13 protein-coding genes are annotated in these 13,803 nt (G+C 69.4%); 6 read left to right on the top strand and 7 right to left on the bottom strand.

Annotated features, from left to right (window positions below; genetic code table 11):
* Nucleotides 1-69: 69 nt before the first annotated feature.
* Together K8640_RS30375 and K8640_RS30370 are read left to right on the top strand one after the other, a co-directional pair.
* On the top strand, nt 70-738 hold the full coding sequence (locus K8640_RS30375; protein WP_223750266.1) for an SDR family oxidoreductase: 669 nt from the start codon (nt 70-72) through the stop codon (nt 736-738).
* The gene (locus tag K8640_RS30370) at nt 738-1,514 is read left to right on the top strand and encodes an SDR family NAD(P)-dependent oxidoreductase (protein WP_223750265.1); all 777 of its coding nucleotides are present in this window, start codon (nt 738-740) and stop codon (nt 1,512-1,514) included. Before K8640_RS30375 ends, K8640_RS30370 begins: the two co-directional genes overlap by 1 nt.
* 10 nt (nt 1,515-1,524) lie before the next feature.
* Here the strand turns inward: K8640_RS30370 and K8640_RS30365 are convergent, their stop codons facing one another.
* The gene (locus tag K8640_RS30365; RefSeq protein ID WP_223750264.1) at nt 1,525-4,137 is read right to left on the bottom strand and encodes an MXAN_6230/SCO0854 family RING domain-containing protein; all 2,613 of its coding nucleotides are present in this window, start codon (nt 4,135-4,137) and stop codon (nt 1,525-1,527) included.
* 346 nt (nt 4,138-4,483) lie between these two features.
* Between K8640_RS30365 and K8640_RS30360 the strand changes: the two genes are divergently transcribed.
* On the top strand, nt 4,484-6,076 hold the full coding sequence (locus K8640_RS30360) for a PKD domain-containing protein (RefSeq protein ID WP_223750263.1): 1,593 nt from the start codon (nt 4,484-4,486) through the stop codon (nt 6,074-6,076).
* Nucleotides 6,077-6,472: 396 nt separating this feature from the next.
* Here K8640_RS30360 and K8640_RS30355 read toward each other — a convergent pair whose 3' ends face one another.
* From K8640_RS30355 to K8640_RS30330, 6 genes are read right to left on the bottom strand one after another with little or no spacing between them, the layout of a single operon-like run.
* On the bottom strand, nt 6,473-7,798 hold the full coding sequence (locus K8640_RS30355) for a thioredoxin family protein (protein WP_141323002.1): 1,326 nt from the start codon (nt 7,796-7,798) through the stop codon (nt 6,473-6,475).
* A gap of 27 nt (nt 7,799-7,825) precedes the next feature.
* The gene (locus tag K8640_RS30350; protein WP_141323003.1) at nt 7,826-8,407 is read right to left on the bottom strand and encodes a DUF1801 domain-containing protein; all 582 of its coding nucleotides are present in this window, start codon (nt 8,405-8,407) and stop codon (nt 7,826-7,828) included.
* Nucleotides 8,408-8,456: 49 nt separating this feature from the next.
* Nucleotides 8,457-8,966, bottom strand: coding sequence for a DUF1801 domain-containing protein (locus K8640_RS30345; protein ID WP_370640414.1), 510 nt, complete (start codon nt 8,964-8,966; stop codon nt 8,457-8,459).
* Nucleotides 8,963-9,376: a DoxX family protein gene (locus K8640_RS30340; protein ID WP_223750262.1), complete on the bottom strand. Its 414-nt coding sequence runs from the start codon at nt 9,374-9,376 to the stop codon at nt 8,963-8,965. The genes K8640_RS30345 and K8640_RS30340 overlap by 4 nt, the downstream gene beginning before the upstream one ends.
* Nucleotides 9,377-9,378: 2 nt before the next feature.
* Nucleotides 9,379-9,945 carry an SRPBCC family protein gene (locus tag K8640_RS30335; RefSeq protein ID WP_141323005.1) on the bottom strand — a complete coding sequence of 189 codons (567 nt, stop codon included), beginning with the start codon at nt 9,943-9,945 and terminating at the stop codon, nt 9,379-9,381.
* Entirely contained in the window at nt 9,942-10,274 is a 333-nt protein-coding gene (locus K8640_RS30330; RefSeq protein WP_046711976.1) for a helix-turn-helix transcriptional regulator, read from the bottom strand. The genes K8640_RS30335 and K8640_RS30330 overlap by 4 nt, the downstream gene beginning before the upstream one ends.
* Before the next feature lie 126 nt (nt 10,275-10,400).
* Between K8640_RS30330 and K8640_RS30325 the strand changes: the two genes are divergently transcribed.
* Genes K8640_RS30325 through K8640_RS30315 form a run of 3 tightly spaced genes read left to right on the top strand, consistent with a single transcriptional unit; the run spans nt 10,401 to nt 13,782 of the window.
* Nucleotides 10,401-10,844, top strand: coding sequence for a helix-turn-helix transcriptional regulator (locus K8640_RS30325; RefSeq protein ID WP_223750261.1), 444 nt, complete (start codon nt 10,401-10,403; stop codon nt 10,842-10,844).
* 14 nt (nt 10,845-10,858) lie between these two features.
* Nucleotides 10,859-11,284: a VOC family protein gene (locus K8640_RS30320; protein ID WP_223750260.1), complete on the top strand. Its 426-nt coding sequence runs from the start codon at nt 10,859-10,861 to the stop codon at nt 11,282-11,284.
* A 56-nt stretch (nt 11,285-11,340) separates the two neighbouring features.
* Complete coding sequence (locus tag K8640_RS30315; RefSeq protein ID WP_223750259.1) at nt 11,341-13,782, top strand: excinuclease ABC subunit UvrA; 2,442 nt, start codon at nt 11,341-11,343, stop codon at nt 13,780-13,782.
* The last annotated feature ends 21 nt before the right edge of the window (nt 13,783-13,803 follow it).

Here is a 13,803-nt window from a genome sequence, read left to right as displayed (position 1 = left end):
CCACGCGCCAGGACAATCCCGCACGCAAGGCCCTGGCCACGGACCACGACCGCCTGTATGCCTGCCGGCATGAGCGCTCGGAATGCAATCGTCGTCGGAGGAACGGGCAACATCGGCGCCGCTGTCATCCACAGGCTGCGGGCGGAGGGACTGCACGTCATCTGCGCCTCGGAGGACGTGACGCGGGAGTCATCCGACTCGATGCGGGTGGACGTCACCGATGAAGCCTCCGTGAGGTCGCTGTTCGACAAGGCGTCCGCCAACGGGCCCCTTCATCTGCTGGTCAACTGCTCGGGCTTCGGGGCCTTCACGCCCATCGAGGAGACCTCGCTCGCCGACTGGCGGAAGAGCCTGGACGTGAACCTGACGGGTGCCTTCCTGTGCGCGCGCGAGGCGTTCAAGCGGATGAAGGCGCATGGCGGAGGGCGCATCGTCCACATCGGCTCGGTGAGCGACCACCTCACCCTGCCCATGAATGGCGCCTACGCCGCCTCCAAGCATGGCCTCCGGGGGCTGACGGGCGTGCTGAACGCGGAGGGAAAGGACCACGCCATCCGGGCCACGCTGCTGTCGCTGGGAGCCGTGTACACGGCCTTCTGGAAGACGCGTCCGGAGTTCAGCCCCGCCGACATGCTGTCCGTGGACGACGTGGCCGAGTCCATCTGGGAGATTGCCCGCAAGCCCTTGCACATCCGCGTGGACGAGCTGCGCATGGTCCCCTCGAAGGGGGTCCTGTGATGACGTCGGCCTCGAACGCGGACCTGGCGCTCGTCACGGGCGCCAGCCGGGGAATCGGCGCGGCCATCGCGGAGGTGCTCGCCGGGCAGGGGCTGCGCGTCGTCCTCCTCGCGCGGGACGAGGAGGCCCTGGCCCGACAGGAGGCGAAGCTGCGCGCCTCGGGAGCCCAGGCGTGGTCCTTCGCGTGCGACCTGGCGAACGAGGCCGCGCTGGACGCGACGCTCGCGAGGCTGGAGTCCACCGTGGGAGTGCCAGGAGTCCTCGTGAACAACGCGGGCTTCGGCGGGCCCTTCCACCGCGCCGACGAGGTCTCGCGGAGCGAGTGGGAGCAGCTCTTCGGGGTGAACGTGGACGCCGTCCACCAGCTCTGCCGCTGGGCCCTGCCGCGCATGAAGGCGGCGAGGTTCGGCAGAATCGTCAACATCGCGTCCTCCCTCGGCCTCTTCGGCGGGGCGCTCTCCTCCACCTACGCGGCCACCAAGCACGCGCTCGTGGGCTACTCCAAGTCCATCGGCGCCGAGTGGGGCGCGCACGGCATCACCTGCAACGCCATCTGCCCCGGCTACATCGACACGGAGATGCTGGCGAAGGCGCCGCCCGCGCTCCGCGAGGAGCTGCTGCGCAGGATTCCCGCCGGGAGGTTCGCCACGCCCGACGAGGTGGCCCGACTGGTGGCCTTCGTCGCGGGCCCCTCCGGGGGCTACATCAACGGCACCACGCTGGTCGTCGACGGGGGATTGTCATCCCATCTGGCCAACGACCTGCCGACCTTCTGAGGCGGCGCCGCTACGCCTTCTTCAGCGCGGAGACCAGGTCGCCCGCGCCCAGCCGGGTGACCTCCTCCGCGGAGGTGTGCAGGAAGCGCAGGGCGTACCCCTCGCTGCCCTGTGAGAGCGCGGGCACATCCGTCAGCCCCGCGAAGAACGTGGGCGCCTTGCCGGGCGTGAAGCTCCGCGCGGTGGAGTCCGCCTCCAGGCCTCGCAGCCTGCGAAGGAAGGAAGCGGTGTCCTCGTCCTCCGCCCGCTTCAGGACGGACACGGAGCCATCCCGACGCCGGACGTGCACGGTGCGGCTGCGCGCGGCGGCGTGCAGGGTCGCCAGCTCCCACAGCGTGGGCCGGGCGCCGGTGCCGAAGTAGGCCAGGGTGTCCTTGCCCAGGTGCGCGAGTCCGCCCCGGGAGCGGGCCACGCTCTGGAAGCCGTCCTCGGGAGGGACCTTCACGTCCACCCAGCGAAGCTGCTTCTCGACGAGGTCGATGACGAGCGGCACCGAGATCTGCGCGCTCCCCTGCAAGTCGAAGCGCTGCTCCACCGTGCGCGCGTCGAAGTGTTCCCCCTCCACCTCGTCCCGGACCATGAAGCCCGCGAACGCGTCCTCCATCCGGTCGAACGAGACGCTGTTGAAGGAGAAGACCACGGGGATGGCGTAGCGCACACCCTGGGCGAGCAGGCGCTCCATGTGCACGTCCAGGAACTCTGCGCCTCCCAGCGGCGGAGAGCCCGACGTGACATCCCCCGAATGCACCGCGGCGTCGTCCTCCAGCCGCAGGTTCGTGTAGTCACACCGGTCCACCAGCCACCAGTTCTTGTCGTAGAGCGCCACCGACAGGTCCAGGTCGACGTACGTGTTCTGGGGCTCCGTCCAGTGGACGAAGAAGCGCAGGACCTTCCCCTCCGGAATCGGCAGCAGGCTGCCGCGAGGCACCGCCACCAACGCCTTCGAGGCCGTCTTCTCCGCCATCGGCACCAGGAGGTCCCCCAGCGCCTCGTCGATGACCGCCTGAGGGAAGGACGGCAGGGCCTCCGCCCGTCGCAGCAGCTCCCGCTCCAGCGGCGCCACCAGCTGGCCAATCACATCCCCGGGGAGCAACGGACGACGGTCCTCCATGCCCCAGGCGTGGGTGGCCTCACCCTTCGGGAAGAAGATGCGCCGGGCGAACGGCTGGTGCCGCTTGCGCAGGTGCGCCGAGGCGGCGAGCAGCAACGCGGGCGGAGACCGGGCCAGCACGGCATCGAGCGTCGCGAGCAGCTCCGGCGCCAGCGACGCGGAGCCCGCGAGCGCCACCGAGAGCCGGCTCACATGGTCCAACCTGCGCAGCAGCTCACCGGGCCGCTGCCGGAGCAGCGTCAGCGCGCCCGGAAGCGCCCTCGCGCGCAGCGCCTCCTCGACGCGCGAGGTCCAGGAGCGGAACTCCACCACGACGCCGCCCTCGACGTCCCGCGTCTGGAAGGACTCGGGATGTGCACCGGCGAGGCCCAGCAGGGTCGCGCCGAACGGCGTCTGCACGGAGAGCACCGTCCCGCGCAGCACGGCGAACGCGAGCGAGACCTTGGGATGACGCCGCCACTCCTCGAAGACGTGCAGCAGCCCGCCGAAGGCCTTCCACAGGCCCGGGTTGCGACCGACGTCCTCGGTGACGTTCAACAGGGAGAAGCCCTCCATCATCTGGAGGACGGCGCGCCGCACCTGACGCGGCGGGCTCTTCAAGGGCACCTTGACGGAGAGGTCGGGGTTGCCACCCGCCCAGGCCACCAGCACGCGGAGCACATCCGAGGCGGTCTTCACGTGCGCCGCGGCGCCGGCCAGCACGTCCCCCGCCGTCCGGGGGTCCCGGAGGAGGTGCCCCACGATGAGCGCCAGGGTCTCCTTCACCGGGATGCGCCGGGGCAGCCAGCCCAGCACCCGGGGCCCGAAGGCGGACACGAGTCGCTTGAGGAACTCCAGGTCGCGAGGGTTGAGCACCGTGGACCGCGATGCCAGCCGTCGCATCAGTCCGCTCGCGGTGGCCTCGGGGTCCGTGCCCAGGGACAACCGCGTCAACTGGCTCCGACGGATGGAGTAGACGGTCCGCGAAGCGCCCTTGAGTTCCTTGGGCTGCAGGAAGGGGTCCGTCGGCGACAGACGTCGACGGCAGATGGGACAGGCGGAGTAGTCCTTGCCGTCGAAGCACTTCTCACAGACGAGGTGGGCGCACGGCGACAGCGCGCGCACCGAGCCCAGGGTGCCGCAGTGGATGCACGGCTGCTCGGGGTTCTGGTACAGCCACGACAGCACGCGCTGGACGAACAGCGCCTGCGTGTCGCGCGGGACGCTGTGGGGGAAGGCGCGGAACAGCGGGACGAAGGGGCGGTCCTTGCCCACCGTCGCCGCGCAGTTCTCGTAGAGGAAGCGGCCGGACGCGGCCAGGGTCTCGTCGGGGAGCGCGAGCAGCGCGTCCCGGAGGGCCCCCGCGAGCACGTAGCCGACACCCGCCAGGTCCGCATCCAGCGCGACCAGGGCCTCCTCGCGTGCCTTCGTGTCACCGCCGGCGGGCAGGCCCGTGGGAGGAAAGACGAGCCCCGTGGTCCAGAGCAACAGCGCGGCGGAATCGCCCGTGAGTTGGAGCGAAGGGGCGCCCATGGTGACTCCCTGAGAGAGGGGAAAGGCGGGGCGGAGAGCGGATGAGCTACCTCATAGGAGTGAGAAGGAAGCACACCCAAAGCCGCCCCGCTGGGAACCCTACCAGGGCCCACCAGGAACCGCCAACGAGGAAAAAGACCGGGGCATCGGACACACGCCGTGCGCCAGCGAACCATCGCCAGACATCCTCGACGTTGAATTGACAGCGTGAACCCACCCCTCTCAAGTTGGGCCGTCGCCGACGCCGGCGATCTGGAGCACGTGAGGGTGTGGGCGGGCGCAATGCCTCTCAGACCCAGACACGCATCGCAGTCCATCGCGTCATTCCCATGCCGAGGATTGTTCCATGTCGAAATCGAATCCGTCGACTGTATCCAGCCGTCTGTTCTTCACACTCGCCACGCTCTGGGGCGTGCTCCTGGCGCCCGCCGCCCAGGCCCACTCGGCTGTCTATGGTGGAGGACCTTTCTACTCCGGGGGCACCGCGGTGATGGATGACCTGCGCGCGTCGGGGTTCACCACGGTGATTCTGTGGAGCTTCCACATCGAGGACAACGGGGACCTCGTCTACAACGACATCCCCGTGGTCCGGAATGGCGCGTACATCGGCGACGCGGCGTGGCCCACGCGGCTGGCCACGCTCAAGCGGGCGCCCACGTCGGTCAATCGCATCGAGGTGTCCATCGGCGCCTGGAGCGTCCCGGACTTCGAGCGCATGGCGAGGCTGGTCAACGGCACCGCCGCCGGCTGCGGCACCACGCTGGTCTGCGGCACCGGGAGCAACAGCATCCTGTACCGCAACTTCCAGGTGCTGAAGACCATCACCGGCGCGGACGCGGTGAACTTCGACGACGAGAGCGCGTATGACCTCGCTCCGACGACGACCTTCGGGCAGATGCTGATCGGCCTGGGCTACAAGATCGCCTTCGTGCCGTACACGCAGCAGACATTCTGGCGCAACCTCCGGAACAACCTGGGGAGCGCGGTGGACCGCATCTATCTCCAGGTCTACGACGGCGGCGCGGGCAACAACCCGGCGAGCTGGAACACGGCCATGGGGATGACGGTGTCCCCGGGCCTGTGGTCGCGGCACGGCACCAACTGCGCGTCGGGTGACAGCCCGGCTTCGGTGCAGACCAAGATGACCCAATGGAAGGCCAATGCCGGCATCCCGGGCGGCTTCATGTGGCTGTATGACGACATCCAGCGGTGCTCGGCGCAAGGGACGAGCGCGCAGTACGCGGCGGCCATCAACACCGCGGTCAGCGGCAACACGCCTCCGGTGGCGAACTTCGGCGTCACCCTCAGCGGGCTCACGGCGACGTTCAGCGACGCGTCCACGGACGCCGATGGCAGCATCGTCTCGCGCAGCTGGAGCTTCGGCGACGGCACCACGTCCACGGCGACGAACCCCGCGCGCACGTATGCGAGTGGCGGCAACTACAACGTCACGCTGACGGTCACGGACAACGGTGGGGCGAGCCACAGCAGGACCCAGACGGTCTCCGTGGGCACGGGCTTCATCAACCTGGCGCTGAACAAGCCCACCAGCAGCACCACGCCCTGCAACAGCAACGAGACGGCGGCCAAGGCCGTCAACGGGAGTGTCTCGGGTGGAACCACCGACAAGTTCTGCTCACTGACGTCACCGGCGTGGATGGATGTCGACCTGGGCTCGGCCCAGACGGTCAGCAGCTTCACCGTGAAGCACGCGGGGGCAGGCGGTGAGACGGCGACCTGGAACACCCAGGCGTTCACCATCCAGACTTCGACCAATGGGACGACGTGGAACACCGTCGTCACGGTGAGCGCCAACACCGCCAACGTCTCCACCCACCCCATCACCGCCACGTCCGCGCGCTACATCCGGCTCCATGTGACGCTGCCCACCCAGGACTTCTCGCCGGCGGCACGCATCTACGAGTTCGAGGTCCGCTGAGTTCCAGGCATCCGCGCCGACCCGCGAGCATGTCTCGGGTCGGCGTGGGCGTCCCTCGTCAGGGCGCTGTTCAGAAGTGCGTGTGACTCGCCCCTACAAACATCACCAGCGTCCGTGGCCCTACGTCTCGAGAAGACGGCCATGACATGCCGGCACACCCTGCATCGACGTGGCGCGCCCGGACCGGCGGCGCACGGAGGCGACTTCCTTGCGTCGAGCGCGGACACAAAAGGCCGCGACGGGCGCTCACATCCATACACGTCGTGCCCCATGGGAGCGCCCGCGGACAAAGGGGCGCTCCTTGCCAACCTCGAGCGTCGACACGGAAGGCCGCGACAGCCGGCCTCATCGATACAAGCCATGCCGAGCTGGAACGCCTCGCGAGTGCGCGGGGCACTACTTCCCGGCGTCGAGCGCGGACAGCGCGGCCTTCACCGCGTCCACCGCGTACTGGGAGAACTCCCGCTGCATCCTGGGCAGCCGCTCCGCTTCCGCGAGCGCCGTCTCCAGGTCCTCGCGCGCCTCGTCCTTGCGGCCAGCCCGCTCCAGCGTCCGCGCCCGGCTCAGCCATACCGCCAGCCGTCGCCCTCCCTGCGCCCGCTTCAGCGCGCGGTCCGTCGCGGCGAGCGCCTCGTCGTAGCGACCGAGCTCCCGGAGGTTCGCGGCCACCCGCGCGCTGGCGGAGAAGTCGTCGGGCAGCTCGCGCTCCGTCTGGACGAAGAGCGCGAGGGTGTCCGCCAGGTGCCCGCTCGACTCCGCGGCGCTGTAGAGCGGAGGGTCCCACGCCGCCCGCCCCCGCGCCGTGGTCTCCTCGGCGCGATACGCGAGCACCTTCGCGTAGTACTCCTCGGACAGCTTCCGGGCCCCTTCCTTGTCGCCGCGCTCCTCGAGCAGGTCCGCCATGGAGCCGTAGAGCCACGTCTGCCCCTTCGCGTCGCGCTCGCGCAGCTGCTCGAAGGCCTTCTCGAAGTAGACCTCCAGCGCCTTCATGGCCGGCGCGGCCCAGGGCTTGGGCTCGTCCGCGTACCTCGCGCAGGCGTAGGCGGTGCTCGCCGCGCCCGCCCTGCGCGCTTCGTCGAGACTCGGGACCTCTTTCACCGCGTACTCCGCGCACGCCTGGAAGGCCTCGGCGTTCCACAGCGCGTTGAGCGCGGACTCCACGGCCCTCGCACGACGGCTCCACTGCTTGGAGCCTTTCGCCACCGCCTCCTGGTACTTGCGCGCCGCCAGTTCGTGCTCCCGCCTGGCATGGGCGCGGTCTCCTTCGAGCAGCAGCAATTCCGGCCCCGACACCTGGGCACTCAATGCGCGCCGGGCATCGTCGAGCAACGCCAGCACGTCCTCCAGCCCGGCGCCGCCCATCCAGCGCAGCGCGGGCGTCTCCGTCTCGGAGTCGAGCACCAGCAGCGTGGGCAGGTTGTCCACCGGGAAGCGCTCGAGGAGCGGCTCGTTGATGGGGTCATCCACATCCACCGCGAGCAGGACGTAGTCCTTCGACTTCTCGATGAAGCCGGGCGCGGCGAAGACCTGCGCCTCCATGGTCCGGCACGGCGGACACCACACCGCGCCGAAGTCGATGAAGAGCGGCTTGCGCGCGGCCCGGGCCTGGGCGAGCGCCGCGGCGTAGTCGTTCTGGATGAACGCCGCGTGCTCGGGGGGACGTGCTTTCGTGGTGGCACAACCCACGAGGACCATGAGGCAGACGGGGAGGAGCCGCTTCATGGGAGGCGACTCTACCACCGCGACAGCTCACATCCGTTCGCCGGGGAGCTGGCTGGCCTGCTTCACCCAGGACACGAAGCGGGCCTCGTCGAGCGCGTCGTCCTCGCGGATGTCGAGGTAGCGGGTGTCCTGGCTCTTCGACTCGCCCGGAGGCATGGGCTTCAGCGCCGTGCCCCGGAAGAAGGCCACCTTGATGTACTTCGCGAAGCAGTGGATGCCGAGGAACATCCCCTGGCCCTCGATGCCATACATCGGCGAGTTCCACTTCACCGCCTTGGACACTCCCGGGACGGCGCGAGAGATGAGCGCGTCGAGTCGCGCGCCGACCTCCCGCTTCCAGCCCGGCATGGCCGCGATGTAGGCCTGGATGGGGGCCTCCCCGTACCCCTTCGCGATCTGCGGATTGCCTCCGGAGAGGAGGACTGGCGCCTTGGCCGGTGCCGAGGTCGCCTTGCGCTCCGTGGCCTTCTTCGCCGCTGGCTTCTTCGCCGTGGTCTTCTTCTCGGCGGTCTTCTTGGCCTGGGGCTTCTTCGCCGTGGCCTTCTTCGCCGTGGCCTTCTTCGCAGTGGCCTTCTTCGCCGCGGCCTTCGCGGCCGTCTTGCCAACCATGTCGCGCACTCCTGGATGACGGGGGTGGGGCGCCATCACGCCCCGAACCCTATCGCTTCTTCGCCTTCGCACCGCTCGGCTTCGCGGCCTTCTTCACGGCGCTCTGCTTCCGCGCCGCCGGGGCCTTCTTCGCCGCCACCGCCTTCTTCGCCACCGGCGTGGCCTTCTTCTTCGGCGCACTGTTCAGGGCCGCGGCCGCCTTCACCAGCGCCTTGAACGCACTCGCGTCGACCTTCTCCCCCTCACGGATGTCGATGGCCCGGCGCGCGTTGCCCTCCAGGCTGGAGTTGAAGATGCCCGTCGGGTCGGGGACGCGGGCGCCCTTGATGAAGGTGAGCTTCGCGACCTTCGTGTACGCCTCCCCGGTCGTGACAATCCCATTGCAGGACCACACCGGCGTGCCCCACTTCCACTCCTCGGTCATCTCCGGGACGGCCTCCAGGATCAGCTTCCGCATCCGGGCCAGGGCCTCTCCCCGCCAGTCCCCCAGGTCGAGGATGCGCTGGTCGATGAGCCTCGACGCGGCCTCCCCGCTCGCCTGCCCCTCCCCCTTCTTCATGAGTGACCTCCGGCCAGCACCGGCGCCGCGGCCGGAACCGGAGCCGCCTGCAGGCGACGCCAGAAGAAGTACGACAGCCCCCAGAGCACGCTGGTCCCCACCACCCAACCCCACGCCTCGGGGCCGTCCCCCACCGCGCGGTGCGCGATGAACGCGGAGGCCAGGTTGATGGCGAACCCCGCGTAGGCCCACTCCTTCAGCCGCGCCGGCACGGGCGCGAGCAGCAGCACCACCCCGAGGAACTTCGCCCACGACAACCCCTCCCGGAAGTAGTCGGGGAAGCCCAGGTGGGTGAACGCCGCCGCCACCTGCGGCAGGCTCAGCTGCGCGTAGGCGGTGAAGCCGATCTGCAAGCAGAACAGCGCGGTGACAACCCAGAAGCCGATGGTGATTCTCTTCGAGCGCGTCATCTTCAGTTCCTCGGGGAAGAAGTGTGTCCAGGGGTCACGACGCCGAACTGCTCGGCGTACTCGGCATGCAGTCGCTGCCAGCCCTCGAACCGCATCGCCTCCGGGCCGACCAGGCGCCCCAGCGGCTCGCCCGCCAGGAGCCCATCCAACACGTCGAAGCAGATGTGCCAGCCCGCCGCGCCCATCGCGATGAAGCCCTGGTGGATGTTGTGCCAGAGCGTCAGCCGCGTGCCGCCGCTCTCGCGCGGCTCCAGCTCCCAGCGGACATCGTTCCCGCCCCAGCTGTACTCGAGCAGCTTCGGCGCCTCGGCCCGCTTCACCTGCGTCTCGGCGACGAGCGGCTTGGGCGCGCCCACCGTGGTGAGCATCGCGGAGCCCACCGCGCCCAGGTTCCGGTCCGAGTCGAACGGCGCCCACTCCCGCAGCTGCTCGGGGTCCGTGAGCGCCTCCCAGACCTTCACGGGCGGGTGGCGCAGGTCACGCACGAGGACGAGCGTCCAGCGCTCCGCGTCCTTCTTGATGTGGGCCCCGGCCGCGCGGCCGGGGGTGTACTTCGCACGGTGAGTCATCGCTTCTTTCCTTTGCTGGAGGTCTGCTCCATCCGGTCCAGATGGCGCTCGAGCGCGTCGACATGGGCCGTCCAGAAGCGACGGAAGGGCGCAAGCCACTCGTCGACCTCCATGAGCGGCTCGGGCCGCAGCCGGTAGACACGTCGCTGGGCCTCGACCCGGGACTCCACGAAGCCCGCCTCGCGCAGCACCCGCAGGTGCTTGGACACCGAGGGCTGGGACATCCGCAGCTCCCGCTCGATTTCGCCGACGGAGCACTCCGACGCGGCCAGCAGGCTGAGGATGCTCCTCCGGTTGGGCTCCGCGATGATTCCGAACGAGGATTCCATGTCGCATATATACCCATTGATTCATATAACTGTCAAGGCATGTACTGGAAATATGACAGGACCTTGTCAGGACATCGGGGGGTTTTGGCTTCGAGATGCCCGGCTCGCGACGTAGCCTCCGGCGCCATGGCCACCCCAGATGACCTGGCGTGCGAGCTCGCGGAGCTCGCGCGGCTGCGGCGCGCCCGAGACCTGATGGACCGGGAGTTCGACAGTCCCCTCACGGTGGAGTCGGTGGCCCGGGCGGCCGCCATGTCCCCCGCCCACTTCTCGCGCCGCTTCCGGAAGGAATACGGCGAGAGCCCCTACGGCTACCTGATGACCCGCCGCATCGAGCGCGCCATGGCGCTCCTGCGGCGCGGGGACCAGAGCGTCACCGACGTGTGCATGGCGGTGGGCTGCTCTTCCCTGGGCTCGTTCAGCGCGAGCTTCACCCGACTGGTGGGCATGCCGCCGTCCGACTACCGCGCGAAGCAGCACACCGAGGACCAGGTGCTGCCCGCCTGCATCCAGAAGGAGCGGACGCGCCCCCGCCGAGCAGGATTCGAGAAGCACCCTCCCACCCGTTGACCCACAGTGGAGTCATGACCCTCAAGCTCACCACCGTTCACCTGATTGTCGACGACCCGGACAAGGCGCTGCCGTTCTACCGCGACCTGCTGGGCCTGAAGCTCATCGGCGACGTCTCCCACGAGGCGTTCCGGTGGCTCACCCTCTCGCCTCCCGCGCAGCCGGACATCCAGATCGTCCTGAGCCAGCCGCACGCCGGCCGCACGAAGGAGGACGGTGACGCCATCGCGCGCCTGCTCGCCAAGGGCACGCTGGGCGGCGCCCTGTTCAGCAGCGCCAACCTCGCGGAGACCTTCGAGAAGCTGCGCGCCTCGGGCGCGGACGTGGTGCAGGAGCCCACGAACCAGCCCTGGGGCGTGCGCGACTGCGCCGTGAGAGACCCCGCCGGCAACCTCATCCGCATCAGCCAGGCCTTCCCCCTGCGCGGCAACGCGGGCTGAGCAAGCCCGCCCCCGTCGTCCCCACACCCCACCCGTTCGCCGTTGGTACCCCTGTCATGACCGAGCCCAAGCACTCCACTCCCGCGCATCCCGCGGACCGCCACGACCTCATCCGCGTCCGGGGCGCCAGGGAGAACAACCTCAAGGACGTGAGCGTCGAGCTCCCCAAGCGCCGGCTGACGGTGTTCACCGGCGTCTCCGGCTCGGGCAAGTCGTCGCTGGTCTTCGGCACCATCGCGGCCGAGTCCCAGCGGATGATCAACGAGACCTACAGCGCGTTCGTCCAGGGCTTCATGCCGTCCCTGGGCCGGCCCGAGGTGGACGTGCTGGAGGGCCTGACGACGGCCATCATCGTCGACCAGGAGCGCATGGGCGCCAACTCCCGCTCCACCGTCGGCACCGCGACGGACGCCAACGCGAGGCTGCGGGTGCTGTTCAGCCGCCTGGGCAAGCCGCACATCGGCTCCTCCAACGCGTTCTCCTTCAACATCCCGTCGGCGCGCGCGTCGGGGCAGATAACGGTCGACAAGGGCGAGGGCCAGGTCGAGGAGCGCGTGGTCACCATCTCCGGCGGCATGTGTCCCCGGTGCGAGGGCATGGGCTCGGTGACGGACATCGACCTGGGCCAGCTCTACGACGACAGCAAGTCGCTCAATGAAGGCGCGCTCACCATCCCCGGCTACAACGCGGACGGGTGGCAGGTGCGCATCTACGCGAACTCGGGCTTCCTGGACCCGGACAAGCCCATCCGCAAGTACACGAAGAAGGAGCTGGAGGACTTCCTCTACAAGGAGCCCACCAAGGTGAAGTTCGAGAGCATGAACCTCACCTACGAGGGCCTGGTGCCCCGCATCCAGAAGTCGTTCCTGTCCAAGGACAAGGAGGCGATGCAGCCGCACATCCGCGCCTTCGTGGAGCGCGCGGTGACCTTCACGCCCTGCCCCGAGTGCGGAGGCACCCGGCTCAACGCGGCCGCCCGGTCCTCCAAGGTGAAGGGCATCAACATCGCCGAGGCCTGCTCGATGCAGGTGAGTGACCTGGCCGAGTGGGTGCGCGGGCTGAACGAGCCCTCCGTCGCGCCGCTGCTAACCACGCTGCGCCAGACGCTCGACTCGTTCGTGGAGATTGGCCTGGGCTATCTCAGCCTGGACCGTCCGTCGGGGACGCTGTCGGGCGGCGAGTCCCAGCGCATCCAGATGATTCGCCACCTGGGCTCGTCGCTCACCGACGTGACGTACGTGTTCGACGAGCCGACCGTCGGGCTGCATCCGCACGACATCCAGCGGATGAATGACTTGCTGCTGCGCCTGCGCGACAAGGGCAACACCGTGCTGGTGGTCGAGCACAAGCCGGAGGTCATCGAGATCGCGGACCACGTCGTGGACATCGGCCCGGGCGCGGGCACCGCCGGTGGCGCGGTGGTGTTCGAGGGCGCCGTCGAGGGGCTGCGCGCCAGCGACACGCTCACCGGACGGCACCTGGGCTACCGCGCGTCGTTGAAGCCCTCGGTGCGAAAGCCGTCGGGGGCGCTGAAGGTGCGCGGGGCGAAGGCGCACAACCTGCGGGGCGTGGACGTGGACATCCCGCTGGGTGTGCTGGTGGTGGTGACGGGCGTGGCGGGCTCCGGGAAGAGCTCGCTGATCCACGGCTCGGTGTCGGGGCGTGAGGGCGTGGTGACGGTGGACCAGAGCGCGATTCGTGGCTCGCGGCGCAGCAACCCGGCGACGTACACGGGGCTGCTGGAGCCGATCCGCAAGGCCTTCGCCAAGGCCAACGGCGTGAAGCCCACGCTGTTCAGCGCGAACTCGGAGGGCGCCTGCCCCACGTGCAACGGCGCCGGGGTCATCTACACGGACCTGGCGATGATGGCGGGGGTCAGCACGCTGTGCGAGGAGTGCGAGGGCAAGCGCTTCCAGGCGGCGGTGCTGGAGTACCGGCTGGGCGCGCTCAACATCGCCGAGGTGCTCGACCTGCCCGTCAAGGACGCGGCGACCTTCTTCGGCTCCAAGGAGGCGCGCACGCCGGCCGCGCATGAAATCCTGAAGCGGATGAACGACGTGGGGCTGGGCTACCTGCGGCTCGGCCAGCCCCTCACCACGCTGTCGGGCGGCGAGCGGCAGCGGCTGAAGCTCGCGACGCACATGGGTGAGGAGGGCGGCGTCTACGTGCTCGACGAGCCGACCACGGGCCTGCACCTGGCCGACGTGGAGAACCTCCTGGGGCTGCTGGACCGGCTGGTCGACTCGGGCAAGTCGGTCATCGTCATCGAGCACCACCAGGCCGTCATGGCGCACGCGGATTGGATCATCGACCTGGGCCCGGGCGCGGGGCACGACGGCGGGACCATCGTGTTCCAGGGGCCGCCGGCGGACCTCGTCTCCGCGAAGGCCACGCTGACCGGCCAGCACCTGGCGGCGTATGTCAGCGGGGTCTCGGGCGCGAAGGTCGGAGGCGGAAAGCCGGAAGCTCCCCGGGGGCGCGCGGCGCGGCGCTCGTAGTCGCGGCCTCCCACGAAGGCT

The organism is Myxococcus sp. XM-1-1-1, from assembly GCF_020037095.1.
Classification (GTDB): Bacteria; Myxococcota; Myxococcia; order Myxococcales; family Myxococcaceae; genus Myxococcus; species Myxococcus fulvus.
The sequence above is the reverse complement of the archived record's forward strand: the minus strand, read 5'-3'. Positions and strand labels throughout refer to the sequence as shown.